The sequence below is a fragment of the Providencia vermicola genome, from assembly GCF_020381325.1.
GTDB lineage: Bacteria > Pseudomonadota > Gammaproteobacteria > Enterobacterales > Enterobacteriaceae > Providencia > Providencia vermicola.
The window spans coordinates 119435-143387 of record NZ_JAGSPI010000007.1; the positions used below are offsets into that span (position 1 = coordinate 119435).

Sequence of the window (23953 nt, forward strand, 5' to 3'; positions counted from 1 at the left end):
ATCAAGTTAATTGTATGATGAATAGATATCAAGCTACAGGACGGATCTCATGTCATTTAAACAGGTACTGATAACGGGATGGCAGTATTTGCGCGCTTTCGCAATACTTTACCTCTGCCTGATTGTCGGAAACCTTATCTCTACCCTACTTCCTTTTGCTATCCCTGGCAGTATTGTCGGCATGCTTATTTTATTTGCACTGCTGGCGCTACAAATTATTCCTGCGCATTGGGCACAACCTGGATGCAGTATTTTATTGAAAAATATGACCATTCTATTTGTACCTATCGGTGTAGGGATCATGAACTATTATGACTTACTGAGTCAACAGCTGCTCCCGATTGTGGTTTCTTGTGTGGTCAGTACCTTAATTGTGATGATAGTCGTCGCTATCAGCTCCAACTATATCCACAAAGAACGCCCTGTCGTGGGTGCTAAACCTGATGAAGTTCCCCTTCCTCCTGAAGAGCCAATTTCTTCGGTGATTAATAATGATAAAACTAAGGGGAACGAATAATGTTAATGCACATTTGGTGGTCGTTACCGCTGACAATTATGGTGTTTTACCTTGCTCGCAAATTATCAGTGAAATTTAAATTACCAATATTAAACCCATTATTAATTACCATTGCAGTGCTTATTGCCATATTGGTTATCACCAATACATCCTATGAGCATTATTTTGCAGGCAGTAAAATCCTGAATGATTTACTGCAACCCGCTGTTGTGGCATTGGCTTTCCCTCTGTATGAGCAAATGCACCAAATTCGTGCCCAATGGAAATCTTTGTTTAGTATCTGCTTTGCGGGTAGCATCGTCGCGATGTTCAGTGGCGCAGCAATTGCATTTTGGCTAGGGGCAACCCCCGATATTGCCGCCTCAATATTACCGAAATCTGTTACGACGCCAATTGCGATGGCAGTTGCCGATTCAATTGGTGGGATCCCTGCCATTAGTGCCGCTTGTGTATTGTTTGTAGGGATTTTAGGCGCAATGTTTGGCCACAGTTTATTTGATGCTTTACGTGTACGCACCCATGCGTCTCGTGGGCTTGCGATGGGAACGGCTTCCCACGCATTAGGCACCGCACGTTGCGCTGAAGTTAATTACATTGAGGGGGCTTATAGTTCACTCGCATTGATGACCTGCGGGGTGATCACCTCGTTAAGTGCGCCATTTATATTTCCTGTCATTTTGCATCTTTTTAGCTAATCTTATTAGTTACACACCCCATTAAATATGATGAGTAAGAGAAAACGATATTCTCTTACTTATCATTGAACACTAAAAACATGAGATATATCTCTCAATTAAAGAATTTGTTTCATATGTTTCATTTAAATTAGTGATTTAAATCACATATCAATGTGTGCTTTATTGAATAGAATGAAAATAATTAAATAGGGAGGGTAACTCATGCATTCAAGATTTAAGGCCGCTTGGGCCGAGCTTCCAGAGAAGCTACAGTCTGTACTTAGACCTATCATTGATAAATCCGATTTTCCTGGAATGCTAACGGCTGAGCAAGTGAAGCACATTAAAGTGCAAAGCGGTGTTAGCGACTCAGAATTAGCATTCTCACTACTCCCTTTTGCAGCGGCCTATGCCGTTACGCCAATCTCCCATTTCCACGTTGGTGCAATCGCTTGCGGTGCCAGCGGTAATTTATATTTCGGCGCCAATATGGAATTTAGCCATGTTTCGATGGGGCAAGTGATCCACGCTGAGCAATGTGCGATCACCCATTCGTGGATGAAGGGCGAAAAGCAAATTACGTCAATCACTGTGAATTACACCCCATGTGGCCATTGCCGCCAATTTATGAATGAATTACGCGAAGGCGGTAAAATTATGGTGCATTTACCGGGCCGTGAGCCAGCGGTACTACACCATTATTTACCTGATTCATTTGGCCCAGCCGATTTAAATATTACGACACTATTGCTTGATTCTGTCCAGCATGGTTATCAAAATGAAAGCCGTGACAGACTGTTAAGTGCGGCTATTGAGGCAGCGAATCAGTCCCATGCACCTTATAGTCAATCCCATTCAGGTATTGCTGTGCAGCTTAAAGATGGCTCACTGTTTACAGGGCGCTACGCTGAAAATGCGGCATTCAACCCAAGCTTACCGCCACTGCAAGCGGCATTAATTATGATTAACCTTGCAGGCAAAGATATACATGCCATTGAGCACGCTAAACTGGTTGAAAAGCAAGATGCCATCGTCAAACAATGGTGTACCACTGAAAATACGCTACAGGCTTTGGGTTGCCAAAAGGTAGAATTAGTTTATTTGGATGAACCTATTTAAATCATATTAAGTATCAAAGATTAAGGCGGTGGTTATTAAGGTTGTTTCTCAATTTCAATAACCGCCGTTTTTTTATTGAATAATAATGGTGTATGAATACCGATTAGAACGAAAATCTGGATGAAGAACTACCGTAACCACCGTAGCTAAAGTCAGGAATGCTTGGTGTTTGTGGCACTCTAAAATCATTACCAAAAGAGTTCAGAGAATAGTTCATGGAAGACATATTTTCACTAAGGTTTCCAAGCATATTTTCAAGATGATGATTGCTTTGTACTCTACCTTCTAGAAAACTCGATGAAACATCATACCCGCTAAAATTAAATTCAGTAGATTGAGACATATTAGAAGGATTAGATAAATTCTTCATAGAAGGCATATTTTCAAGGTGATGATTACTTTGTATTCTACCTTCTAGAAAACTCGATGAAACATCGTGTCCGCTAAAATTTAACTCCGTAGATTGAGAGGTATTAGAAGGATGATGTAAGTTTTTCATAGAGGGCATATTTTCAAGTGGGTGGCTAGCTGGCGTTATTCCACTACTTGTCACTGGTGCTTTTTTATCTGAACTTAAATTCGCTCCCCCGTAGATATCCAAATCGCTTATAGGGATAAGTTCTTTTAATTCTCTTACTTTAGTAGTCACATATTCTGTTACTGTCGTCCCTCTTTCTAAAAGATATTCGCCAAAAACAGATCCTGTTTCTTTTATATTATCAACTGTAGATACAGTATTAGTCCATTCAACAAATAAATTAAATTTTTCTTTAGATGGATTTTTTATTATTTCCGTCATCATTTCATCCATCAAATAAAGCCCAAACTCAACTTCATTTTGGTTATTCCCTGAATTTATTAACATTTCATCATAAATTTTATCGTGTTTCTCAATAGGTATTATTTTTAATGGAATTGATAATGTCCAACAATCTTCAGATAGATTCAACTCACTAAATGAATCGTTGTGTATTTTTTTAACTTCACCAATTGTAAGCCTTCTACGTAGAACTTCAGTTTTTTCATCTGCAAATTTCTTAAGTAATACTTTACATGTATTGGCAGCCACTGTAACCTGCACTTTTTTCAAATTATCAGAGTTTAATAGAATATTATCCATTCTAGCCCTTTCAATTAAATAATTTGTTGCCATTTTCCCTGCATATGACTCTCCTCTTACCAGCCCATTTGGAATTACACCATACATCTCGCCATTGGCTTCAAAATAGTCATATAAAATTTGAGGAGCTCTATCTTCCTCTACTTTTTTGCATACTGACTGTACATCTTTTATATGTAACTCAATTTGACTTTGTTCATTAACATCAAATAGTGCAGAACGCTTCTTTCTGCGATTATGAATATTCTCCCTAACATCATTCATTAAAAATTTTATTTTCTCTTCTTTTCTTTCCCAAAATAATATATTTTCATTTTTCATTAACAACGCAGCATCTTGGGTTAATAAATTTTCAGGATCTACATAGTGAAATGTACATGGAATTACATCTCCCACAGTTTCCTCTTCTTTTTTTATACTCCTATTCACTCCATCAATAAGTCCTTTTAAATCAAAGTTAGAATTTATTACTTCCTTGTAAAGGTTAAGATTAGATTCAGTCAATTGGTAGTATTGCGTAATATAGAAATTATCATTTAACCACCGTTTTATTAGCTCTTTTTTACTTCCATCAGCTAAAATATATTTCTTAATCATCATTTCAAAGGTTTGATAATGATGATTGATTTGTTCTTTTAATTCAGTGCTAGAGTTTAACCTATGAGTCCAAAAACCTTGCCTTTCATTTGGTGAGAGTGATTCAAATACCGCATATAAATACCAATCTTCAATATTAAATTTACTTTCAGAGCAAGCTTTGATGTTAATATGCATCAATTCATTGTGATCAATATCTAGTATTTCAACAAATTTACTACCTGATTCATTGAGCTTAGTCTCAAGTAGTTTTAAATATTCACTTGCCAATTTAAAATCTATATCCCTAGATTCTTCCATTTTGTTCGGTTCCTTATCCAAGGATATTTCCCCTCTCGATGTGTATAGCGTATATTTCCCCCAAAAAACCGATTCACTCCCCCTTAATCCTGCAAATAGAGCATATCGGTCACCTCTACTCGCTAAATATTGATACATTTCCTTTGGGCTTTTATCTTCCCTTAATAGTTTTTTAGTCGTAATAAGATCATCTTTTGTAAATATTCTACTGGCGCTGTATCTTGTATTATTTAACATTAAAAGTCCTTTTCTATTTAAGGTGATTTATTACAAATTCCTTTGATTTGACTAAAATACGTTCCCATTGACGAATTTGGCTCCATTTTATATCCGTTTGAAAGTAAGCATCAATTTCTGGGATGCGTCCATTTATATCACATCGATAATACCCCCCTTTTAAAGTTAACCAATTACAATCTATAATACTCGTAACTTCATCTTTGTCTTCAGACCAATAAACACGCCGTCTATCCAAATAACTTATTCCGTTATAAGTTATTGCATCTTCTTTTAAATACTCAATAAAATACAAATCAAGCTCATCATCATAATAAACGCCACTTCTTTTACCAAAAAAATCATTATTTATCGAATTATCCCTAAACTTATTCATTGTTGCATTGCTATTCGTCAATGGCTTTACCGCTATTTTTATCTCCTCCTTATTTTGGTCTGCTTTAATTCTATCGACAGGTTTCATTTCTGGCCATGTCATTCTTAAGGGCAACACAGTAAAATTAGCATCGCATCCTTTTTTATTATTTATTGCTCTACGATCAAAATAGCTGTACCCCTCATATTCAGCAATAAAGTCAACATATTCCCGAGGAACTTCAACAACATTACCGTTAAACTTCCCACATACAAACCCAGGTCTGTTGTTTGCATTAATAACACACGAAAACAATAATAATGGAAATATTAAATAAATATTAAATCGCATCTTTTGCTTATACCTCAAGATTCGTTAATTCATATATATGGTCAATACTTTGCCATAGATAATATTTTACCCATCCGTTTATGCCATTTATTAACTATGGTTTTTTCTTTATCGTTTGCTTTTTTTCCTTTTTCCAACATCACTTTCATTAAGCTGTATATCACCGATAATTCTTGTCCTCTATCGCCTGACGCTTCCATGATTTTTTGCCAGTAGAATTCTTTTTGTTTTTCGTCTAATACAGAAAACACAACGCCTAATACCCAAGCCTCTTCTGGAATTTTATTACGTAACATGACTAAATAATGTAACTCATCGGCTTCTTTGTAAGTCATATCGCGAGAGACATTTTCCCCAGTACTTTGCTTTATTAGCTTACTATTTAATACTGTGAGAGTTTCTAATGCATGGTCATAATGTAGTTTATCCATTAACTCTTTATTGATAGGCTTACCTTTTTCTTTCATTACCAGATAAAAATAATCTGCCACTATGCGCCCAAAAATGGGTGAGCCATATTTATTCTCATAAAGATATTGGTCGACTGCTCTGATTGTTTCTATTGAGCTATAATTGGCCTTTGAATAATTAGAAATACTTAAGAAGAAAATAACTGTTAATAACACCGATTTCTTATATTTTAAAATTAAGCCAAACACGTTAACACTCCTTATTAAAAATAATTTCAGACATAACAGCTTTGATAATTTATGAAAAATAAAAACATGCGGCAATATATGATATTATTAAATATAGTTTTACCGCTATTTAGTTAAAAACTAATTTATTAGACAAAAGATAAACATCAATTAACAAATTCAGGAAATAATAAAGAAAACTGTATTTACACCTTTAAATTTAAAAAATGGATTAAAACCATTATGTTGCTAACCGTGATCTACCCGTCGTAATCACAACCTAAAAGTACGCTTTAGTTTCATTCCTTAACTAAATTCTTTATTATGTCTATAAAATTTTTAACGATTTTGCATCATTATTTACTGTACATATTTCCTGTTTAGCTTAGGATCTACCCTGACTTTGTTGATTAATCGTCCGAAGAGTGATATTTCATGGAACATGAATACGAAACAAAACGCCCTCTCTATATCCCCTATGCTGGCCCAATTTTACTTGAATTCCCTTTATTGAATAAAGGCAGTGCGTTCACTGAAGAAGAGCGCGCAAACTTCAACCTGCATGGCTTGCTGCCTGAGCAAGTTGAAACTATCGAAGAGCAAGTTGAACGTGCTTATCGTCAATTAATTGATTTTAAGACTGATATTGATAAACACATCTACCTAAGAAACATTCAAGATACCAACGAAACCTTATTCTATCGCTTGATTGATGCCCACTTAACTGAAGTGATGCCAATCATCTACACTCCAACTGTGGGTGAGGCGTGCGAACATTTCTCTGATATCTATCGTCGTGCCCGTGGTTTATTTATTTCTTATCCAAACCGCGCACATATTGACGATATGCTGCAAAATGCTACAAAACAAAACGTAAAAGTCATCGTTGTCACAGATGGTGAGCGTATTTTAGGCCTTGGTGACCAAGGTATCGGCGGTATGGGCATTCCAATTGGTAAGCTGTCACTGTATACCGCATGTGGCGGTATCAGCCCTGCTTATACCTTACCAATTGTTATTGATGTAGGAACGAATAACCCACAACGCTTGAATGACCCGCTGTATATGGGATGGCGTCATCCACGTATTACTGGCGACGAGTATAACGAATTCCTCGATGAGTTTGTGCAAGCCGTTAAGCGCCGTTGGCCAAATGTTTTACTGCAATTTGAAGACTTCGCACAGAAAAATGCGATGCCATTGTTAACCCGCTACCGTGATGAGCTTTGCTGCTTTAACGATGATATTCAAGGAACTGCGTCCGTAGCATTAGGTAGCCTCATCGCCGCCAGCAATGCCGCAGGCAGTAAATTAAGTGACCAACGTGTGACGTTCTTGGGTGCAGGTTCTGCAGGTTGTGGTATTGCCGAGCAAATCATTGCCCAAATGAAATCCGAAGGGTTAAGCGACGAAGAAGCTCGCTCACGCATTTACATGGTTGACCGCTTTGGTTTATTGACGGATAAACTCCCTAACCTACTCGATTTCCAAGCAAAATTAACACAGAACAGTGCTAATTTAGCCAGTTGGGATGTGGGCAGTGATTCAATTTCGCTGCTGGATGTGGTTCGCAATGCCAAACCAACTATTTTGATTGGCGTTTCAGGCCAAGCGGGCTTGTTCACTGAAGAAATCATCAAAGAGATGCATAAACACTGTGAACGCCCAATTGTGATGCCATTGTCGAACCCAACCTCACGCGTTGAAGCTCGCCCAGAAGACATCATCAACTGGACAGACGGAAAAGCATTAGTTGCAACAGGCAGCCCGTTTAGCCCAGTGTCTTACAAAGACCAAGTTTTCCCAATTGCCCAGTGCAATAACTCCTATATTTTCCCAGGAATTGGCCTAGGGGTTATCGCATCAGGTGCAAAACGTGTTACAGATGGCATGTTAATGGCTGCTAGCCGCGCATTAGCAAGCTGTTCACCGTTGGCGAAAAATGGCGAAGGTGCTTTGTTACCATTGCTATCGGATATCCAAGATGTTTCGCGCGTTATTGCCAAACAAGTTGCCAAAGAAGCGCAAGTACAAGGCGTGGCAACCGTCACATCTGACAGCGCTTTAGATGAAGCCATTGAACGCAATTTCTGGAAACCAGAATATCGTACTTATAAGCGTACTTCGTTCTAATTTATTATTTATCATATTGAAAGGCGCATAAAATTGCGCCTTGAGGTTGTTGACAAAGCAGGATAAAAGCGTGGTTTTTCCTGCTTTGTGTTATCAGCCGAAAATCAATAAATTGATTTTCCTTTGTTTTTTTCAAAACCTATCCAACCTGCTGTCAAACCTAATCGGTTTGTCAGCAGTCTGAAGGCGCATCAAATTGCGCCTTTTTTATTTGCCTCATTAATCTGAAAAAAGAGAAAATACCCGAGTTCAGATAATGGTAAATTGCGCTAATGGCTTAGCTTATTTAATATATCAATACAAAACGAAGATAGGATATTGAAATGGCTGCCCCTTTAGAGACACATATTCCCCATAAACCGAAGTTTTCCATTTGGGCCATGGCACTCACCTTATTGATAGTCGCCATAAATATCACCGTTTATTTTTATCAGCTTACCTATGCAGCGCCCCTTGATTCCCAAGAAAATAACTTATTAATATTTGGTGCAAATGTTTACCAACTCTCCTTAACTGGTGATTGGTGGCGCTACCCAATGAGTATGGTGTTGCATTCAGGGGGCTTTCACCTCGCCTTAAATACCTTGGCACTGTTTGTAATAGGGATTGAATGTGAGCGAACATACGGCAAATTCAGATACCTCGCTATCTACCTATTTTCAGGTATTGGTGCAGCCTTTTTTAGTGCTTATTGGCAATATAGTGAGAGTATTCGTGAAGCCACTAGCCGTGTATCAATGAATTCATGGAACAGCTTATACTTACCTGATAATACGGTTTATATCACTGTCAGTATCGGTGCATCAGGCGCCATTATGGGGTTGGCTGCCGCTTCGGTTATTTATCTTTTAAAAGCCCTGAATAACCCTAATTTGTCCATCGAAGAAAAAAGCCAATTAAAACGCCCGCTGTATAATATCATTGGGATGATTGCTTTAACTTTAGTGAATGGTTTGCAGTCTGGCATTGATAACGCAGCCCATATTGGCGGGGCTATTTTAGGGGCAGTCATTAGTGGTGCTTTTGTTCTCGCACCGCAATCTACGCCGTTGGCGAAACACCTTTCCAGCCTATTGATTTCAGTGATTGCAGCGGGATTACTTATTTTCGCGTTGCAGCACTATTCGTCCTCGCAAGATGAAGACCTAAATGATGAGCGCGTTTTTATTTACCAAGAGATGGAAAAAGAACTGAATCACCTAAAGAAATGGGATTTAGATTAGCTCACTTGCCCTATTATTCACAATATCAATAATAGGGCTATCTGTTTAAAAAGAGAATAAATTCAATGTCATCATGACTGCACTGCAGGTGATCAGTAACAGGGTAATGTATTGAAATGTGCGCTCTGACAGGTGAACCAACAAATATTTTGCTACAGGCATGACAATCAATGCGCCCACACATAAAATAAGTGCCAGTTTTAAGTCAGTATACCCTTCCTGCGCATAGGCCAAGGCAGATGACCCCGACAATACCGTTGTGACAAAAATCGAGGTGCCTATCGCCTGTTTAATATTCAATTGCATGTAACGTAACAACATGGGCAAGACAACCACTCCACCACCAACACCTGTGGCACCAAGCACAATTCCTGCTAGCACTGCTGGGAGTGCCATGGACTTCAATTGGGAGGTTTGCACCACCGTTATCTTTGCTGGCGCAGCAAAAAACATTCTCTGCACAAATAAATAAAGGGAAAAAATAATTGCTGCTGCAACGAGAAGGTTAATCCCCCACTCAACTTGTTTTTCATACCCCTCAAGGCTACCCAGCCATGTCACCAACAAACTGGCTAAAAATGTACTTGGCAACATAATTGCTAAAACAATCATTGCCCCTTTGAAGGGAATATTCCCAAGGCGAAAATGCATATATGAGGAGGATATCTTCATCAACATCGATAAAAAGTTCGCCGTTGCCACCGCAGCCAATGCATTTAAGCCGAAAAAGTAAGTGAGTATTGGCAAGACAATTACCCCGCCGCCAACCCCCGTAGTGCTAATAATCAGCCCGATTACTGCACCGATGGCTAACTCCGTTAAAATCATTAATTCTTGCCTTGTATCAGGGCTCGCCGCCCTTTTTGTAGTGCAGCATCAGCATCACTGTCTGCGAGTGTCAAATATTTAAAAAACAGCGTGTCGAACGTCACCATCTGCAAAACTTGTGGGGTAATAACCCCAAGCTGTGTGTGCTGTTCATCATAAAAGTACGGTAAAGTGAAATCGGCCAGCTTTGTTGCATCATCTTGCCCAAAACGGCATAAGGCAACAGTAGAACAACCTGCTTCTTTGGCAGAACGCAGCATGTTATTGATTTCTTGCGTATTACCACGTGCAGTAACCGCAATGGCAAAATCATCGGCACTTAAGTTCGCAGAGTAGCTCAGTTGAACATGTAGGTCATAACTAAATAAGGTGTGCTTATTTACTCGAATCAGTTTATGGAAAATATCACTCGCTACAATCGCTGAAGAACCAATCCCAAACAACACAATACGTTTGGCATTTACCATACGCTTAGCGACCTCATCAACCATTGATGGCTCTAATAGTTCGAGGGATTTTTCAATCGCTGAAATAAACATTTGCCCCGTTTTTGCAATAATTTGAGCCGTATCATCACTGCGGCTCAAATTACCATACAGGCTTTCCGCTTTGTGTTGCTTCTCATCGGAGAGATAATCCACCTTAAATTCAGGATAGCCACGGTAACCCATTTGGCGTGAAAAGCGAATAACAGACGCGCTACTAACCCCTGCCGCTTGAGCTAATTCAGCAGCATTCATGGCAATTAAGCTTTCGCGATTATCAAGTAAAAATTTCGCGATCCGCTGTTCAGTGCCTTTACCTCTCGTCTGCAAGCTTTCCAGTTTTACCGTCAGTGTCGACATGGCTATTCCTTATTTAATTATTTTTCAGGATCGGTGAAGCCTATTATCATACTGGCAATGAATCCGACAATCCATGCACCTGCAACGGCAATGAGGAAATCAAGGATTTGGCCATCACCCACTAATGGGATTAACGATAACCCTGCGGTGCCAAATGGGATGATGATACCCACATGGAAGAACGCCATTAACGCCCCGCCCGCTGCACCACCAATACAACCTGCAATGAAAGGTTTGCCTAGGGGCAATGACACACCGAATAACAGCGGTTCACCCACACCAAAGATCCCCACAGGTAACGCACCGACTAAGGTTTTTTTCAGGCGTTGATTTTTGGTTTTTAAGAATACCCAGAAACAGGAACCCACTTGCCCCATACCGCCCATCGCTAAGATAGGGAATAAGTAGTTTAAACCAAAGGTTTGTAAGATTTCTGCGTGGATTGGGATTAAGCCTTGGTGCAAACCTGTTAATAATAAGAACAGGAAGCTGCCGCCTAAGATCCCACCCGTTGCAACCGCACCGCCACCACTATTTAATAATGCAACGGAGACACCTTGCGCCAAAATTTGGTTTAAATAATGACCTGCAGGTTGGAATACCGCAATTGCCACCATCGCCGAGACTAAAATAGTCACAAATGGTGTCACTATCAGATCTAAACTCTCTTTGATAATGCTTCTAAACCATACTTCAAATTTGGAGGAGAACACCACCACCATCAAGACCGCAAAAATACCGCCGCTATTTGGCACTAGTTTTGAGCCGAACAAGGTGATATCCGCTAACCCTGGCATTGACAACAAGCCCGCCATCACCGCACCAATCGATGTTGATGCCCCTAACTCTTTTGCGGTATTAACCCCAATCATAATCGATAGGTAAGCAAACACCGCACTGCCAATTAACTTCAATAACTTGAACAGCTCAGGGAACTGATCGACTACTTCAGGTGCGACTAAACGGACGATATTAATCAGCCCCATAATCAGACCACAACCAATTAGTGCAGGAATGGTTGGTACGAAAATCGCGGCTAATGTATTGAGGGTACGGCGAATTGAGAAACCTTTTTTCTTTTCAGGTTCTGTATTTTCTGTGCTTGCTGCGCCGCTGCCTTGCATACGTTTATTCATCACAGAAAACACTTTTGCCGCAGTTCCCATACCAACGATCACTTGCTGTTGTTCACCGTTAAAAATAACGCCTTTTACCCCTTCAATTTGCTTTAAAGCTTCGGCATCAAATTTTTCATTATCTTTTAAGACTAAACGGATGCGAGTCATGCAGTGAGTCAATGTTGCCACGTTCTCAAAGCCGCCCGCATATTTTTCTATTTCTCTGGCGAGTACTTCCAGATGTTCTATTTTATTAGCCATATCGTTCCCCTAATGTTGGCAAAGCTATTTCCATAACTTACCCGCATTTTCCCATTTATTAACGGCGAGTTTCTAACAAGCTATCCAATGTAGTATTTGGATGTTGTTGAACGAGTTCCGTTGCTTGCTGTGCATTAATTTGTAACTCAAACATCAAAATTGCGCGTCGTGGATGGTAATCCACTTGCTCTAATAACTGTGCTGCGGCTTCGGTATCAATACCGCAAACTTCACTGACAATGCGTTCTGCGCGGCGCAATAACTTATAATTACTTGCGACAACATCAACCATTAAATTGGTGTGAATGCGCCCTAAACGCCCCATCACACATGTGCTTAACATGCCTAAAATCATTTTTTGTGCGGTGCCGCTTTTCATCCGTGTTGAGCCCGATAACACTTCAGGCCCAACATCAGGAGCGATAGCTAATTTCGCCACATCACTGATTAACCCGTGACCACGTGTGGTGATCGCAACAGTTAATGCGCCAATTTCATTGGCATATTCAATACCTGCAAGGGTAAAAGGGGTTCGCCCGCTCGCCGCAATACCGACAACCACATCCTTTGCAGTGAGTTGGCGTTTTTTTAACTCATCAATAGCCGCATCCGTTGAATCTTCAATATTTTCAACTGCTTTTAGCATTGCATCATGGCCACCTGCAATAATGGATTGGACTAATTCAGGTGAGGTACCAAAGGTTGGGGGGCACTCTGCACTGTCTAATACCGCCAGACGACCAGAGGTACCTGCACCAATATAAAATAGCCGTCCACCTTGTTTCATGCACTGTGCAATAGCATCAACCGCTTGCGCAATATTCGGTAAAACTTGTTGAATAGCCCCAGCAACTGTCGCATCCGCTTGGTTAATCGCAGTGGCCATCGCTAACGTTTCCAACCGTGAAAACTGTAATGTCTCATGGTTGAGTTCATTTTTTAGGCAGTCGCTCAGTGTATTTTCTGCTAGAGACATTAAAACACCCTCACATTGAAATTATATTTCATAAAAAATTACTATATATGAACTTTAATTTCAAATAAAATCACAACAAATGAATATTTTCGTCAGCGAATATGATCGCTCTCACAGTTCATTCAAGGAAAAATGATGTGTTTGCCGGCCATGAAAGACCGGCTATCAGGTTACTTCACAAATTTGCAGGTACCAAAGGCTGATGGGATATGGAAATCTGGTTTCACGGAATCTGGTTTAATCCAGCTAATCCATTTGCGAACTTGTTTTTCTTCACCCGCGCTGAATTCACCACGTAAAATAGCGCACATTAACGTTTGTTTGTCTTTGTCTTGCCATAAATTTAAGCGTGTGAATTCATCCAAATCGATTTTCCCCGTTAATACATAACCATTCGGTGTCATTTCCCCCACTGTTTGCAACGTTTCCCAGTTCCAACTTGGGTCAACCTCACGATAGTAGTTGGCTTTTGCATCGAACGTGCGGCCTTTTGGGTCCATTTCCGCAGTATAATAAGGTTTAAGCTCAGGGCTGGTAGCAAAAAACAATTCAACACGATCAGAATCTAGCACTGCTTGGTCTTTATCGGCGTTATCACCTAGCTGAATATCTTTATCATCCGCGATAAAGCGAAAATAAAGAGCATCATCACTCCAAAGCGCACGGAAGTCGGTTTTTGGTGGTGTTTCTTTTTCCCATGGATAAATAAAGTCGGTTAACACTTCAGCTTGCTGCCATACGGCTTCGTTTTGTGCATCATTTAATGATTTTAATTGGTCAGTATGATTAATTTGGTACTCTTTTGCCGCAACACTGGCTGTCACTAACATCGCGCCAGCGGCAAGTAATGTGGTCAGTTTCATATTCCCCTCACGTATCAGATTTTCATATTTGTTTTATAGACTGATGATTCCCACCTCAAAAGAAATGAAATTTCATCACCATAATTAAATATAGAATTAAAATTTCAAAACAAACAGATAATCGTGGCAAAAAATTTCGCTCTGTGAAGCAACTCACTGTTTGAATCATCTTCACTTAACTATTTTCTATCCAATATCTGATTAATTTTAAGTCAATTTTCAGGCTTAATAAGGGTAATCTTGAGTATAACCTCAACATTGACATGACTTTACGTTGGGCGACTTGCGTCACTAATTTAAGTCAAGTAGCCTAGAAGCGGGTCTACTGAGGCTAACACTTTCTTATTATAATTTTTATTTTCAAGGCTAGGACATGAGGAAACGTCTGCTTATTGGTCTTCTTATTCTTGCAGGGATAGCAGTTACGACCATTATTCTACTTGATCGCTGGATTAGCTGGGATACCGCGCCCTATATCTATGAAGATGTAGCGCAATTGCCTGCCCGTGATGTTGGCATGGTACTTGGCACATCTAAATACTACACCTCTGGCGCCACTAACCTCTATTACACCAATCGAATCAATGGCGCGGCACAAGCCTATCACAGTGGAAAAGTAAAATATTTGCTACTCAGTGGTGATAATGGCGCTCATAATTACAATGAACCCATTAATATGCGTAAGGATTTAATTAAAGCGGGTGTTCCAGCCTCTAAGATTGTGATGGATTTTGCGGGGTTCCGTACTTTAGACTCGGTTGTCCGTACCAAAAAAGTGTTTGATACCGATAACTTCACAATCATCACACAACGTTTCCATTGTGAGCGTGCCGTTTTTATCGCTAAACATAAAGGCATTGATGCACAATGCTACGCAGTCCCCGCACCTGCGGGAATGTTCAAAGTTCGTGTTCGTGAAGTATTTGCGCGTTTAGGTGCACTCGCTGATGTATATATCTTAAAACGTGAACCGAAGTTTTTAGGTGAGCAAGAATCCATTCCTGCCCCGATAAAAATGCCTGAGGGTATCAAAGGCTATCCTGCCGTATCTCCGGATGAAGTCAGCAAACTAAATTAACGGCACTCATTCGTTTGATTTAACTTTTCCGTTAGCTTTCGCCACGCCCATTCCAGTGGGCCTTGGTTGAAAAACCGTAACCAATAATACGAAAATAGGATATTCGCTAACCAAACAGGGGGAATAAAGGCCAATAACTCAAAACGGGTGAATTGCGCAAAATACCCCAAATGGTAAAAAACAGTAGTGCAAATTAACGTTTGTAAAATGTAGTTACTCAGCGCCATTCGACCAATATTTTGTAACCATGAAATAACCACAGTATGCTGAATCTGCCCCCAAAAACCATATACCAAGGCAATATAACCCAGCGCCTGAAAAGGAATGACTAGCTCATTAATGATGTAGCCAATAATTGAGGTCGAAAAATAACTCCATCCAAACTGGCTCTGCCCATATAATGCAACCACTTGAATAAGCAGCGAAGGGACAATAAAAACCAGCGCCATACGGCGATAATGCATGGTACTAAATTGCCCTCGTAACCAACCATTTCGTATTAATAGCGCACCAATAATCATCAATGCAATAAGCTGCCAACCATACTGAATAAATAGCATTTGAAGCATCGCTTGGATTTCTTTCATGCGATAAATAATGCCCTCAATACCACCCACAGTTTTTGCACTGTATTCGAAATATATTTGCTCATCTGAGGTCTGCCAAAAACCTTGAGGATCAACTCCCCAGCCTAAAATAAGCAAAATAACTAAGCCAATAAAATAAATGGATGCCGCTATTTTCAATAACGCCCTATTATCGTATTGATTCAATAAATACGTAGCCACCAGCCCCGTTAATGCATAAGCCAGTAGAATGTCACCATCCCAAAGACCAATACCATGAATAACCCCAAATAAGGCTAAAATAAACAAACGTTGATGGTTCCACCTTAAAGTTCGAGGCTGCAATAGCGCTAATGTGGCGCCGAATAAAATCGAAAAAATAGCAAGGACTTTCCCTTGAAAAAACAGGTTAAATACAATCCAAATAAAGGCTTCAGAAGGTGGCGTGCTGGCAGTGTAATAAGGGTTTAGATAGGCCGCTAATGGCAAAGCAAAACCAAAGATATTTAATAAAAAAATACCAAGAATTGCCATGCCACGAACGGTATCAAGCTGCTTGATACGGCTTGATGATGTCATGGTTGCCATAGATTATAGATGGCGAACCGCACGTAAAAACTCTTGCCGTGTATTTTGGCTCGACTTAAACAACCCACCTAACGATGTTGTGGTAGTAGCACTGGTTGCATCACGGATACCACGCGCTTTTACGCAATAATGTACCGCATCAATGGAAACCGCCACATTCGTGGTTCCAAGTAATGTTTGCAATGCCACTAAAATTTGCTGTGTCAAACGCTCTTGAACTTGCGGACGTTGGGAGAAAAACTGCACTATGCGGTTGATTTTCGATAACCCAATCACTTTATCTTTTGGGATATAAGCCACTATCGCTTTACCGTCAATAGTCACAAAGTGATGTTCACAGGTACTGGTTAGCGTGATATCACGAACCGTCACCATTTCATCCACTTTCATTTTATTTTCAATTAATGTGATTTTAGGAAAATTGGCGTAATCCAACCCTGAAAAGATCTCATCAACATACATTTTTGCAATACGACGAGGCGTGTCCGCGAGGCTATCGTCAGTTAGATCAAGGTTGAGCAGCTTCATGATCTCTGTCATGTGCCCTTCAATCAGTTGCTTACGCTCATCGCCTGATTTTGGCTGAATACGCAAAGGGGTTTCTAGCCCTCTGGCTTCCAACGCAGCGTGAACTAATTCGGCCTCTTTACTGAGAGATGACATGTGATCCTCCACAAATGGTGTGACTATTTTTATAAAAATGCAGGTGTGCGCCGTACTCTAAAACAGCAGGTGCAGATAATCCAGTACAACCGCAACAACATGTGTGAAATATTTGCATTCGCATCAACAACATTATTCACTATGGTAAACTCATTACGGCAAATCACCATCATTTATAAAATATGATTAGCTGACTATTTATTAATAAATTGGTTTACTTCCGCGACGATAAACCAATAATCCCCCCACCACCAACGCGATAAGTGCGATATACAGCGCAGGCTCTAACTTTCCTGTTAAAGCGGTGGAAATAAATGACAGTGTTGGCCCAACTAACTGACCAATAGCGTAAAAGGTAGTCAACAGCCCCGCCATAAAACGATTGTGATCAGGCGCCAACTCACGGCCAAGTTGTAATGCTAATTGCACTGTGCACATAAACCCGGTTCCGACCAATATTGCAGAGATAATCAGCCCTGAAATACTCGGGATCACTTCTGCAAGCAATATCCCCATCCCTTGTAGCCATAAGCTAATCGCTAACCGATTACGGGTTGTTGATAAATTTCGCAGCAACATTGCAAATAATATACCGACTACCGCAGATGCCCCAAAAACAGGCCAAACAAACTGAGCAAATAAGCTATCAGGAAAACGCTGTGCGGCCATTTGTGATAAAAAAGTAGCAGGCAGAATATAACCAAACCCAGCGAGCCCATAACACCAAACCAAGCGTTTGATTTCAGGGGTTAGGGTTAATGTTTTAATTTCCCCCGCTGGCCGTTGCCATTGCCCCGAGCGGGGTAAATAACGGCTGATGTACAGGCTCAAAATCAACGCCAATACACCATAAATTACCCACGCTTCACTCGCCGTTAAATGCCATCGTTGGATAGCCACCGCTAACATGCCGCTAACGAAAATTCCTGTTCCCGTTCCCGCAAACACCGCCACACTAAGAGCAGGTCGGTTAAGTCTTGCTAAGGTTTCATTGGCCCAAGCCGCGACCAACACTAACGCAATGCCACTTGCCCAGCCAATCACAAAACGGGCAATACTGTGTAATATCGGGCCATTAAGCAATGCACTCAGTAGCGTGATCACTACCGCCCCCACACGCCCAACCACATACGTTTTTCTATGTATGAACGTGCTCGCATCGCGTCAAAAGAGCCTAGCAAGTAACCAAGGTAATTACATGCAGCCACAATACTGGCACTCGATAACGTTAATTGGTGTTCCTCAATCATTAGAGGAACTTGAGGCGTTAACGTAAATCGCCCTATTCCCATTACCACAATTAACGACAGAAAACCTGTAAAAGCAATATGAAAAGCAGCAGCGCTGCGGCTTGGTGAGGTTACAATCGGCTTTATTGACACAATTTTCACTCGTTAGGCTCTAGAAACATTGCACCTAGAATAGTTTACTTTTTTACTATTTAACATTAATCCAACAAAAACCGTTTTATCATTTAGTGCATTTATTTGTTCTTTATATCCGTAATATCTGCTCAAAAGCTATCTGTAATCAATTTCTATTCATTCACCCAACTCAGGATTTCTGCCATAATGTGCATTACGAACACATTTTAAGCCTCAAGGCATTTCACAATAATGAGGGCCATTATTTATGGATCAGTGTCATACTAACGATTTGATTTCTTTAGATCTTGCATTGGAAAAATTACTTTCTGAAACCCAAACCGTGACAGGTACAGAAATCATTCCACTGACTTCATCAGCGCAACGGATTATTGCCACTGACCTTATATCCCCTATCAATGTCCCTCCCTTTGATAATTCAGCAATGGATGGATATGGCTTGCGTTTTGCAGATTGGGATGGAAAAACACCGATGCCCGTTGCAGGTAAATCATTCGCAGGCAACCCGATGGAAGGTGAACTAAAAGCTGGCTGTTGCGTGCGCATTATGACTGGAGCCCCTATTCCGCAAGGCGTTGATACGGTAGTGATGCAAGAATCCACTGAACAAACAGATGGTGGCATCCTATTTACTCAGCCAATTAAAAAAGGCAGTAACATCCGTAAAGCTGGCGAAGATATTGCCCAAGGCAGTTCGGTGTTCCCTGCTGGAACCTTACTCACAACCGCCCAATTGCCATTAATCGCCTCACTTGGTATTGCGGATGTGACAGTTTATCGTCGTTTAAAAGTGGCCGTGTTCTCAACGGGGGATGAGCTACAAGCCGTGGGTCAACCACTTCATGACGGGCAAATCTATGATACTAACCGCTTTACTGTTCGCTTGATGTTAGAAAAACTCAACTGTGAAGTCTTAGATTTAGGCGTGATCCCTGACTCCCCTGAAAAACTAAAACAAACCTTTATTGAAGCGGATCAACAAGCGGATTTAGTGATCAGCAGTGGCGGCGTTTCTGTTGGTGAAGCCGATTATACTAAACAAATCCTTGATGAATTGGGCACGATTGGCTTTTGGAAATTAGCCATCAAGCCAGGAAAACCTTTTGCCTTTGGTAAACTGAGTCATTCTTGGTTCTGTGGCTTACCAGGAAACCCTGTTTCTGCTGCACTCACGTTCTATCAACTTGTTCAGCCATTGATTGCACGCTTAGCAGGAAATAGCCAATGGCAAGCCCCACTACGTTTCAAAGTCCCCGTCACCACACCTTTGAAAAAAACGCCTGGTCGTCTAGATTTCCAACGCGGTATTTTAAGTACCAATGAGCAAGGACAACTTCAAGTTGCCACAACAGGCCATCAAGGCTCACACGTATTTAGTTCCTTTAGTTTAGCCAACTGTTTTATCGTGCTAGAAAGAGAACGTGGTCGAGTAGAAGCAGGTGAAACCGTTGATATTGAAATGTTCAACTACTTATTGAAAAGCGAATAATTACTGTGCAAGAACTTAGCGATAACGAAATGCTGCGTTATAACCGTCAGATAATTCTTCGCGGTTTTGATTTTGACGGGCAAGAAAAGCTCAAAGCGGGCAAAGTACTGGTCATTGGTTTAGGTGGGCTGGGTTGCGCGGCAACGCAATATCTTGCTGCGGCGGGCGTTGGCTATTTAACATTAGTTGATTTTGATACCGTATCGCTTTCTAACTTACAGCGACAAATTTTGCACCGTGATACCACAATTGGCGAACCCAAAGTTGATTCTGCAAAGTGGCAACTTTGTGCAATTAATCCACATATACATATTGATACGGTTAATGCCAAACTTGAGGATGCGCAGCTTAGTGAATTAATCACTCGTCATGATGTGGTTTTAGATTGCACCGATAACGTTGCTATTCGTGAGCAACTTAACCGTTTATGTTTAGCGCAGAAAACACCGCTAGTCTCTGGCGCAGCCATTCGTATGGAAGGCCAACTGTCTGTTTTTACTTATGAAGAAAACACCCCTTGTTACCACTGTTTAAGCCGTTTGTTTGGGGAAAACAGCTTAACCTGTGTCGAGGCGGGAGTGATGTCTCCGCTAGTTGGGACTATCGGCACATTGGAGGCAATGGAAACCATTAAACTCCTCGCCAACTATGGCAAAGTGAATTCAGGCAAAGTCTTACTGTTTGATGCGATGACAATGGATTTTCGCCAATTTAAGTTGAGCAAAGACCCACACTGTGAAATCTGCAACTCGAACTAGCGAGTTATTTAATTAGGTGAAAATATTTTCGCCTAATTAATCTCTTTTCAGGTATAAAATTAAGATTATTCCGAAAAAACAAATTAATGGCCCTTTGAGCTTATACTATCCCTCTTTTGTGGTGCCTGTACGTAGAAATATCACCACCCTTTATTATTTTATAATGCTACTGAGAGTATGAATATGCAATTCCCTCCTTGCCCGAAATGTCAGTCTGAATACACCTATACTGATAACGATATGTATATTTGCCCTGAATGTGCGCACGAATGGAATGACGCAGAACCCGTGGCAGATATCGATGAACTGATTGTTAAAGACGCTAACGGCAATCTGTTAGCGGATGGCGACACAATCACCGTAATCAAAGACCTGAAAGTTAAAGGCAGTTCTAACATGCTCAAAATCGGTACCCGTGTGAAGGGCATTCGCTTAGTCGAAGGTGACCACAATATCGATTGTAAAATTGATGGTTTTGGCCAAATGAAGCTGAAATCTGAGTTTGTGAAAAAGAACTAAGTTAAAGCTAATTCTGTTTTAAATACAAAAGCCCCAGTCACGTACACGTGACTGGGGCTTTATGTTAGAGAAAAGCTTATTTAAAGAACAACGCCTTGGCTTGTCAGGTACTCATCATAAGTACCTTTGAAATCAATCACTTTATCTTCTTTGATTTCTAAAATACGACTTGCTAGTGAGCTGACAAACTCGCGGTCATGGGAAACAAACACCAATGTTCCTTGGTACATCTCTAGTGCTAAGTTCAATGACTCGATGGATTCCATATCTAAATGGTTGGTTGGTTCGTCCATAATCAAAATGTTTGGTTGTTGCATCATCAACTTACCAAATAGCATACGGCCTTGCTCACCACCCGATAACACTTTCACTTTTTTCTTAATATCATCTTGTGAAAATAATAAACGGCCTAAGATACTACGCACCGCTTGCTCATCATCACCTTCGTTTTTCCACTGGCTCATCCAGTCAAAAACATTTAGATCAGTTTCGAAATCTTCGGCGTGGTCTTGTGCATAGTAACCAATACGACTATTTTCTGACCATTTAACCATCCCACTTGTTGCTGGGTGCTCACCCATTAAGGTTTTTAAGAACGTGGTTTTACCGATACCATTGGCTCCGATAACCGCCATTTTCTCACCCACTTCAAGCAGTAAATTAACGTTTTTGAAGAGTGGACCTTGATCGTAACCATTCGCTACCGCTTCTAATTCAAGGGCATTACGGAACAGTTTTTTCTCTTGTTCAAAACGAATAAATGGGTTTTGACGACTAGACGCTTTAACCTCATCCAATTGAATTTTATCAATTTGGCGCGCACGTGATGTCGCTTGCTTCGATTTAGATGCGTTGGCACTAAAGCGGCTAACGAAAGATTGCAATTCAGCAATTTGCGCTTTTTTCTTCGCATTATCAGACAGTAAGCGCTCACGCGCTTGTGTCGCTGCAATCATATATTCATCATAGTTACCTGTGAATAAACGCAACTCACCATAGTCTAAATCCGCCATGTGCGTACAAACTGTGTTAAGGAAGTGCCTATCATGGGAAATAATGATCATAGTACAGTTACGATCATTCAGGATTTGCTCTAACCAACGGATAGTATCGATATCCAAGTTGTTCGTTGGCTCATCGAGTAACAAAATATCAGGATTAGAAAACAAGGCTTGTGCCAGCAATACACGCAGTTTCCAACCTGGTGCAACTTCACTCATTGGGCCATAATGTTGCTCAACAGGAATCCCTACACCTAATAATAATTCACCCGCACGAGCTTCCGCACTGTAGCCATCCATTTCACCATATGCGACTTCCAAGTCAGCAACACGATAGCCATCTTCTTCGCTCATTTCAGGTAGTGCGTAAATACGGTCACGCTCTTGTTTCACATTCCACAGCTCGGTATGGCCCATAATGACCGTATCCAGAACCGTATATTCTTCGAATGCAAACTGGTCTTGGCGAAGCTTACCAATACGTTCATTCGGATCTGTTGTACTGACGTTACCCGCTGTTGGGGTTAAATCGCCACCTAAGATCTTCATAAACGTCGATTTACCCGCACCATTTGCGCCGATTAAACCGTAACGGTTACCTGTACCAAATTTAACTGAAATGTTTTCAAACAGTGGCTTGCTGCCAAACTGCATAGTGATATTGTTGGTTGTTAACACTGCTATGCCTTAAATTAAACGGTGTAGAGTTACCTGTCTTAAAGAATGCGCATCATAGAAAAAGCCAACAGCACTGCTTTAAACAGTAAAGAAAACAGCGATTTCTATGATCTGTAATACGACGGGTATAAATAGCGGCGCATTATGCCATAATCGAGCGCTTAGATCTTGTTCTGTTTTTGATAATCTTCATTCCACAGTTATTCTAATAAGGTACGCCGCCAATGATTGTTGCCCTGTGCATAATACGCCTTTCGGGCAAATAATCTGCTGTCGCATAGTGCTGAGTGATTTGATTATCCCAAATCACCATATCATCTTTTTGCCATTGCCAACGCACCTGAAATTCTGGTTTATTAATATGTTGGAATAAAAAACCTAATGTCATTTCGCTCTCTTTTGGCGTTAACCCAATGATGCGAGTAGTAAAACCTTCATTAACAAACAATGCTTTTCGCCCTGAAATTGGGTGAGTTCTAACGACAGGGTGCAATACGGGTGGGTTATTTTCTTTGGCTTTCAACCATCTCGAATGAGTTTCTTCTGAATGGCTAAAACGATACTCTGGGAATGACTTGGTAAAATCATGTACTGCCTGTAGACCCGCTAGCATATGTTTCCACCGAGCAGATAATGCACTATAAGCCACAACACCGCTGGCCCATAATGTATCACCACCTAATTCTGGAATATGCTTTGCTGCTAAAACAGCCCCCATTGGCGGTGTTTCAATAAATGTAACATCAGTATGCCAATTGTCGTTATCGGGTGGGTTTTGTTCATCCGTATCAAGTACCATTATTTCTTTGCATTCAGGCGTATGAGGGTAAATAGGATGTGTGTGTAATAGACCAAACTGCTCAGCTAATTGTTTTTGCTGTTCAGGTTGTATAGGTTGGTTTCTAAAAAAAAGAACATGATATGCCTGCAACGCATAGTTCAGCGCTGTAAACTTTTTATCATCAATGTGTTGAGATAAATCAATACCACTGATGAGAGCGCCTAATGCGGGTGAAACTCGCTTTATTTTAAAAGGATATTCCATATAATTCCTAACCACTTCAGTTTTA

21 protein-coding genes and 1 pseudogene are annotated in these 23953 nt (G+C 40.6%); 9 read left to right on the forward strand and 13 right to left on the reverse strand.

Annotation, left to right across the window (positions count from 1 at the left end; translation table 11 throughout):
* Positions 1 to 49: 49 nt before the first annotated feature.
* The 3 genes from KDJ85_RS11680 (at position 50) to cdd (ending at position 2313) form a co-directional block, all read left to right on the forward strand.
* On the forward strand, positions 50 to 517 hold the full coding sequence (locus KDJ85_RS11680) for a CidA/LrgA family protein (protein WP_225819827.1): 468 nt from the start codon (positions 50 to 52) through the stop codon (positions 515 to 517).
* Positions 517 to 1212 carry a CidB/LrgB family autolysis modulator gene (locus KDJ85_RS11685; protein WP_225819828.1) on the forward strand — a complete coding sequence of 232 codons (696 nt, stop codon included), beginning with the start codon at positions 517 to 519 and terminating at the stop codon, positions 1210 to 1212. Before KDJ85_RS11680 ends, KDJ85_RS11685 begins: the two co-directional genes overlap by 1 nt.
* 204 nt (positions 1213 to 1416) lie before the next feature.
* Positions 1417 to 2313: a cytidine deaminase gene (cdd, locus tag KDJ85_RS11690; RefSeq protein ID WP_225819829.1), complete on the forward strand. Its 897-nt coding sequence runs from the start codon at positions 1417 to 1419 to the stop codon at positions 2311 to 2313.
* Positions 2314 to 2416: 103 nt separating this feature from the next.
* Here cdd and KDJ85_RS11695 read toward each other — a convergent pair whose 3' ends face one another.
* Genes KDJ85_RS11695 through KDJ85_RS11705 form a run of 3 tightly spaced genes read right to left on the reverse strand, consistent with a single transcriptional unit; the run spans position 2417 to position 5932 of the window.
* Positions 2417 to 4567 carry a hypothetical protein gene (locus KDJ85_RS11695; RefSeq protein WP_225819830.1) on the reverse strand — a complete coding sequence of 717 codons (2151 nt, stop codon included), beginning with the start codon at positions 4565 to 4567 and terminating at the stop codon, positions 2417 to 2419.
* 13 nt (positions 4568 to 4580) lie between these two features.
* Positions 4581 to 5273, reverse strand: coding sequence for a hypothetical protein (locus KDJ85_RS11700; protein ID WP_225819831.1), 693 nt, complete (start codon positions 5271 to 5273; stop codon positions 4581 to 4583).
* 41 nt (positions 5274 to 5314) lie between these two features.
* Positions 5315 to 5932 carry a hypothetical protein gene (locus KDJ85_RS11705; protein WP_225819832.1) on the reverse strand — a complete coding sequence of 206 codons (618 nt, stop codon included), beginning with the start codon at positions 5930 to 5932 and terminating at the stop codon, positions 5315 to 5317.
* Between the two features lie 414 nt (positions 5933 to 6346).
* Here KDJ85_RS11705 and KDJ85_RS11710 point away from each other — a divergent pair, with 414 nt between their 5' ends.
* Together KDJ85_RS11710 and KDJ85_RS11715 are read left to right on the forward strand one after the other, a co-directional pair.
* Entirely contained in the window at positions 6347 to 8044 is a 1698-nt protein-coding gene (locus KDJ85_RS11710) for an NAD-dependent malic enzyme (RefSeq protein WP_225819833.1), read from the forward strand.
* Positions 8045 to 8367: 323 nt separating this feature from the next.
* Positions 8368 to 9267 carry a rhomboid family intramembrane serine protease gene (locus KDJ85_RS11715; RefSeq protein ID WP_225819834.1) on the forward strand — a complete coding sequence of 300 codons (900 nt, stop codon included), beginning with the start codon at positions 8368 to 8370 and terminating at the stop codon, positions 9265 to 9267.
* 45 nt (positions 9268 to 9312) lie between these two features.
* On the opposite strand, the gene KDJ85_RS11720 is transcribed toward KDJ85_RS11715, so the two are convergent.
* The 5 genes from KDJ85_RS11720 to KDJ85_RS11740 all read right to left on the reverse strand — a co-directional run bounded on the left by KDJ85_RS11720 (position 9313) and on the right by KDJ85_RS11740 (position 14158).
* Entirely contained in the window at positions 9313 to 10095 is a 783-nt protein-coding gene (locus KDJ85_RS11720) for a sulfite exporter TauE/SafE family protein (protein WP_225819835.1), read from the reverse strand.
* On the reverse strand, positions 10095 to 10940 hold the full coding sequence (locus KDJ85_RS11725) for a MurR/RpiR family transcriptional regulator (protein ID WP_225819836.1): 846 nt from the start codon (positions 10938 to 10940) through the stop codon (positions 10095 to 10097). Before KDJ85_RS11725 ends, KDJ85_RS11720 begins: the two co-directional genes overlap by 1 nt.
* A 17-nt stretch (positions 10941 to 10957) precedes the next feature.
* Positions 10958 to 12319: a PTS transporter subunit EIIC gene (locus KDJ85_RS11730; RefSeq protein ID WP_219244231.1), complete on the reverse strand. Its 1362-nt coding sequence runs from the start codon at positions 12317 to 12319 to the stop codon at positions 10958 to 10960.
* 58 nt (positions 12320 to 12377) lie between these two features.
* Positions 12378 to 13295 (reverse strand): N-acetylmuramic acid 6-phosphate etherase, encoded by a 918-nt coding sequence (gene murQ, locus KDJ85_RS11735; protein ID WP_225819837.1) that lies wholly within the window; start codon positions 13293 to 13295, stop codon positions 12378 to 12380.
* 170 nt (positions 13296 to 13465) lie between these two features.
* A complete protein-coding gene (locus KDJ85_RS11740) occupies positions 13466 to 14158 on the reverse strand; it encodes a carbohydrate-binding family 9-like protein (protein ID WP_206085374.1) in 693 nt (230 codons plus the stop codon).
* A gap of 373 nt (positions 14159 to 14531) precedes the next feature.
* Here KDJ85_RS11740 and sanA point away from each other — a divergent pair, with 373 nt between their 5' ends.
* On the forward strand, positions 14532 to 15236 hold the full coding sequence (gene sanA, locus KDJ85_RS11745) for an outer membrane permeability protein SanA (RefSeq protein ID WP_225819838.1): 705 nt from the start codon (positions 14532 to 14534) through the stop codon (positions 15234 to 15236).
* Here sanA and yeiB read toward each other — a convergent pair.
* From yeiB to KDJ85_RS11760, 3 genes and pseudogenes are all read right to left on the reverse strand, one after another.
* Positions 15233 to 16381 carry a DUF418 domain-containing protein YeiB gene (gene yeiB / locus KDJ85_RS11750; protein WP_455430675.1) on the reverse strand — a complete coding sequence of 383 codons (1149 nt, stop codon included), beginning with the start codon at positions 16379 to 16381 and terminating at the stop codon, positions 15233 to 15235. The two genes, sanA and yeiB, sit on opposite strands and share 4 nt — an antisense overlap.
* Positions 16382 to 16393: 12 nt before the next feature.
* Positions 16394 to 17053 (reverse strand): GTP cyclohydrolase I FolE, encoded by a 660-nt coding sequence (gene folE / locus KDJ85_RS11755; RefSeq protein WP_206085371.1) that lies wholly within the window; start codon positions 17051 to 17053, stop codon positions 16394 to 16396.
* Positions 17054 to 17254: 201 nt separating this feature from the next.
* Positions 17255 to 18345 (reverse strand): annotated as a pseudogene (locus KDJ85_RS11760) (YbfB/YjiJ family MFS transporter).
* 340 nt (positions 18346 to 18685) lie between these two features.
* On the opposite strand from KDJ85_RS11760, the gene moeA reads away from it, so the two are divergent.
* The 3 genes from moeA to KDJ85_RS11775 all read left to right on the forward strand — a co-directional run bounded on the left by moeA (position 18686) and on the right by KDJ85_RS11775 (position 21204).
* Positions 18686 to 19927 (forward strand): molybdopterin molybdotransferase MoeA, encoded by a 1242-nt coding sequence (moeA, locus tag KDJ85_RS11765; protein WP_225819840.1) that lies wholly within the window; start codon positions 18686 to 18688, stop codon positions 19925 to 19927.
* Between the two features lie 5 nt (positions 19928 to 19932).
* A complete protein-coding gene (gene moeB / locus KDJ85_RS11770) occupies positions 19933 to 20685 on the forward strand; it encodes a molybdopterin-synthase adenylyltransferase MoeB (RefSeq protein ID WP_225819841.1) in 753 nt (250 codons plus the stop codon).
* A gap of 183 nt (positions 20686 to 20868) precedes the next feature.
* Positions 20869 to 21204, forward strand: coding sequence for a zinc ribbon domain-containing protein YjdM (locus KDJ85_RS11775; RefSeq protein WP_225819842.1), 336 nt, complete (start codon positions 20869 to 20871; stop codon positions 21202 to 21204).
* Positions 21205 to 21284: 80 nt separating this feature from the next.
* On the opposite strand, the gene KDJ85_RS11780 is transcribed toward KDJ85_RS11775, so the two are convergent.
* Both KDJ85_RS11780 and tauD read right to left on the reverse strand, forming a co-directional pair.
* Entirely contained in the window at positions 21285 to 22883 is a 1599-nt protein-coding gene (locus tag KDJ85_RS11780) for an ABC-F family ATPase (RefSeq protein ID WP_206085367.1), read from the reverse strand.
* A gap of 205 nt (positions 22884 to 23088) precedes the next feature.
* The gene (tauD, locus tag KDJ85_RS11785) at positions 23089 to 23928 is read right to left on the reverse strand and encodes a taurine dioxygenase (protein ID WP_225819843.1); all 840 of its coding nucleotides are present in this window, start codon (positions 23926 to 23928) and stop codon (positions 23089 to 23091) included.
* Between the last annotated feature and the right edge of the window lie 25 nt (positions 23929 to 23953).